This window comes from Endozoicomonas sp. OPT23, from assembly GCF_009653635.1.
In the GTDB taxonomy this organism is placed as follows: domain Bacteria; phylum Pseudomonadota; class Gammaproteobacteria; order Pseudomonadales; family Endozoicomonadaceae; genus Endozoicomonas_A.
In genome coordinates, this window is record NZ_PPFD01000011.1 from 1 (window position 1) to 3858 (window position 3858).

The following is a 3858-nucleotide window of genomic DNA, read 5'->3' on the forward strand; positions in this document are numbered from 1 at the left end:
TAAGATGATTGTCATCCTGAATACTATGCTGAAAAACGGGACATGTTGGGGAGAAAATATCACCTGAAAACTTGACTATAGGCCACAGTCACTTGTTAGCTCACTTTACTCCAATGTTCATTGATTGCCTATGCATTAGAAATAAGCCATTTCTTTTTTTCGTAATTTGTTTAGTCTTGGGATCAACAAATACCTGAGTAATCCCTTCATGATTGAACATTTCAGGATCAAGTGGTCTCTTAGCATACGGATTATGAAAAACAAACAGACCATCTCTGACATTCTCTTCTACATTATCAGTGGTTGAGCTTTTGTATAAAGGCTCTTTATCTGATTCAGACCACCACACTGTATTGATAAATCGAACTCCAGCAAAGCTTGACATGCTTTCAACTTTACCCCAAGTAGCTGTAGTGCTTAGTATGATTGCACTTATTTCAGAGTGGCTGTTATTCTCAAATATCCCCAATTCAATTTCAGATCCATTTTCTTTTTCCACAAAACCTAAACTTACATCAGGTGGTCCATTAGGATATAGATGCGGATTATCATTATATTCATCTTCATCGACATAAAAGTCGTATAACAGTGCCATTATTGGAGTTTCGCACTGTAAATTGAAATGTGGCTGTTCAAATGGAGCTACAGCAATTACAAAAGGGTTAGATCGAACATGCTCTAATTTTGAGTATTTTTCATTATACTTTCGACACTTGGAATTTATTGAATTTGAGAGACGAATAATTGATTCTATATTCATCTTTTTAAATCTAGTAGGAGGGGCTTTTGATAAATCCTTTTCCCATTCTGGTGTTTTACCCGATGCGGCTGCAGCTATCGTGGCTTCGATAACAATTTTTCTATCATTATATTTGACAATGAAATCAGGTGTAGGATGCTTCCAGTCCATTTGAAGATTAATTTCACTAAACACAGCATAAAGGTATATTTCCCAAAAGCTTGAATTGAAAGTGGTTTGAAATTCTATAACTAATTTCTTGTCACGGTCAGGGAAACCTTCGCACCACCTTAATAACTCTTGGCGATCAGCTTCTTTAGACTTTTTGAGGATAGATACAAAATTTTTATGTTGCTTTTTAACATCAACAACTGGCTCGAATAGGTTCATTAATGCTGGATATTCCATAGTGAGCTAACGCTTGGTTAAGGGGCTGGCGCCGCAGGCGGCAGTCCCATTGAACCACTTGTTAGCTGCTGCCTTGCCGTTTGGGCAATGTTTATTAAGGCTCGGGCTTTAACGTTTTACAACCTGCCAACAACACAAAAACCCGCGATGAATACTCAACAGTTGAACCAACCCGCATAGAGTGGCAAACAAACTGCTGAACCAGAAACCTGTGACTTTGTAATGACTGGGTTAACCAGAAGACATTAGCAAACCTGACTTTACCAACCTGTGACTCATTAACGCTGTCATGCCCTGCGATACACCGCAGCGCTTAAAGCTGACAGGTAAAAACTAACCGACATAGATTGCTGAGAACTGCGACCAACTTTACAGAAGCAAGAACTCTTTGAAATGAGCGAAGTTGAGAACCAACCATTTACACGGAACAAAAGCCAACTTGCCTTTTACTTTAAATTTTCAGACAAAAGCCAAAATATGTTGCAAGCAGCTAACGCCTGCTTAAGGGGCGCCGTAGGCGTCCCATTTGAAGCTCTTGTTACACGGCGCTTGCTGACCACTGTGATTGTTTTATTTTGTACCAACTGTGTTTTCTGAGTTTGTGGCCTTCAGGTAACGCAGGATGATCAAAATTCGATGGTTGTTTGGACATACCTAGCCTTTCCATCACAGCTAATGAGCGAAAATTATCTTTAACTGTAAAGGAAACGATTTCATCGAGTTTTAATTGTGTGAAAGCTACATTGAGAGAAGCTTTCGCTGCTTCTGTTACAAACCCTTTGCCCCAGTAATCTGGGCTTAATCGCCAACCTATCTCAACACAGGGAGAAAATGGTAAATCATCGCTTGGTGTGTGCAAACCCGTAAAGCCAATAAACCGACCAGAAGACTTTTCTTCAAGAGCCCAGAATCCCCAACCTTTCTCAGCGATGAGTGTTTGGCAAATAATTGCTCTCTCATCACTCTCAGATCTACTCAGAGGAGCTGGGAAAAATTCCATGACTTTTTCATCTGAATTCATGACGGCAAAAAGTTCAAAATCACTTTCTTTCCATTGACGGAGAAATAACCGTTTAGTTTCAATTTCTATTATTTCTGACATTTGGCTTAACGTTAAGATTACTCGAAGTTTGATTCAGCCGTGTAACGCTTGGTTAAGGGGCTGGCGCCGCAGGCGGCAGTCCCATTGAACCACTTGTTATGCCTCGGACTGATTTTTTGCTGTTGGCTCTATTGCTGCCCAAAACCAACAGAAGATAGCTAAAGGGCTAGCTAGTTCTTGTGAAAATAGGATTGTAAATGTCACTGTAGAAATGAATATGCAGCAAACTACACAAGCTCTTAATAAGTGCTTTTTTTCTCTTGTGTATTTGAACTGAAGGTTAAAAATGCCAACAAAATATACTATGGCTGCAATTCCAGAAACTACAGATAGTTGAAAATCTGCAAGAACTCTACTAACTCCTAATACGTATAGGGTCATCGTGACAAAAAATGCAACAAGCCATATTTTTAGATAAAAAGAACTATTTATGAGTAAAGCTCCATATCTATAGAAAGTTGTTTATTTAAGGATTCTAGATCTCTATGGTATTGAAAACATGGGAAAGGCATAGCTTCTGCCCTACCTGACCAAGTTAAATGAACTATATAAAATCCACTCTCTGTTGAAATAAGGATATCATCTTGATCTTCACGTTTAGCTAATACTTCAAATGATATTTCATACAGAGCGTGCACTGGAATCAACTCTTTTTTCAACTCCAATTCTAAAGCCAGTTTGAGTTGAAAAGGATAGTCTTCGATGCATGACCAAGGTTCTTGAAACATCAGGTTCCTCAAGAGGCATAACGCTTGGTTAAGGGGCTGGCGCCGCAGGCGGCAGTCCCATTGAACCACTTGTTACACGTTGATTTGCACAAATGCCTATGCTACTTCAGTTATGTGGTAGTGACGCTCAACGTTAATTGTAACCCTACCCCATTGTGAGCTTTTTACTCGAATCTGATGTAACTCAAATGCCTCCATATCAATAAACTCTTCATAAACAGTAAGCTTGTTCGGATTATGTTCTTGCTGCTGTACCATAAAAATAAGACAGCCATTTTCCGCTTTTGTATTTTGAATATGAACCGGTAACTCTTTGAGAATTATTGGTAAATCTTCGTTTGATACGATGATATGACCTTCAAGAATAACTTTTTTCACAATATTCCTTAAAGCGTATAACAAGTGGTTTACTTTTTTTTGCGTACATCTTATTTCTGATTTTTTGAATGGAAAGTAACTTGTATACATGACTTCTTTCTTTGCCATTTTTTTCGCGCTTAGGGCGTAAAAAAACAATCATAGCGATTAACAGAGCATAAAATGCAACAACAACTGAGTAAGAAATCGGTTCATCGTTCCATGAATACTCAATATTTTTTAATCTAACCTTTCCCGAGACAAATACACCATCGATGAAGCTATATAGAAAAAAAGTAATAGCAACTATATGAATAATTCTTTTGAGTGCTGAGATCATGTTTAGAGCCGAACTGGCAATACCGATTTAATTATTGAGACGTGTAACGCCCAATTCAGCTGCGCCGTAGGCGTCAGCTGGAATTGCTTGTATGGTTAATTCTTATTCTTGAAAACGGGTAAAAAGAGACCCACCTTCAGTTGGCCTACTGAAGGCCTTATGCAATAGCTCGATGGATTTTAGG

4 protein-coding genes are annotated in these 3858 nt (G+C 38.6%); all 4 read right to left on the reverse strand.

The window, feature by feature from the left end:
- Positions 1 to 100: 100 nt before the first annotated feature.
- The 4 genes from EOPP23_RS21170 to EOPP23_RS21185 all read right to left on the reverse strand — a co-directional run bounded on the left by EOPP23_RS21170 (position 101) and on the right by EOPP23_RS21185 (position 3463).
- A complete protein-coding gene (locus EOPP23_RS21170) occupies positions 101 to 1147 on the reverse strand; it encodes a hypothetical protein (protein WP_153767993.1) in 1047 nt (348 codons plus the stop codon).
- 538 nt (positions 1148 to 1685) lie between these two features.
- Positions 1686 to 2249, reverse strand: a complete 564-nt coding sequence (locus EOPP23_RS21175) for a GNAT family N-acetyltransferase (protein ID WP_153767994.1) — start codon at positions 2247 to 2249, stop codon at positions 1686 to 1688.
- Between the two features lie 428 nt (positions 2250 to 2677).
- Positions 2678 to 2977, reverse strand: a complete 300-nt coding sequence (locus EOPP23_RS21180; RefSeq protein ID WP_153767995.1) for a hypothetical protein — start codon at positions 2975 to 2977, stop codon at positions 2678 to 2680.
- Between the two features lie 96 nt (positions 2978 to 3073).
- Entirely contained in the window at positions 3074 to 3463 is a 390-nt protein-coding gene (locus tag EOPP23_RS21185; RefSeq protein ID WP_228550833.1) for a putative quinol monooxygenase, read from the reverse strand.
- Between the last annotated feature and the right edge of the window lie 395 nt (positions 3464 to 3858).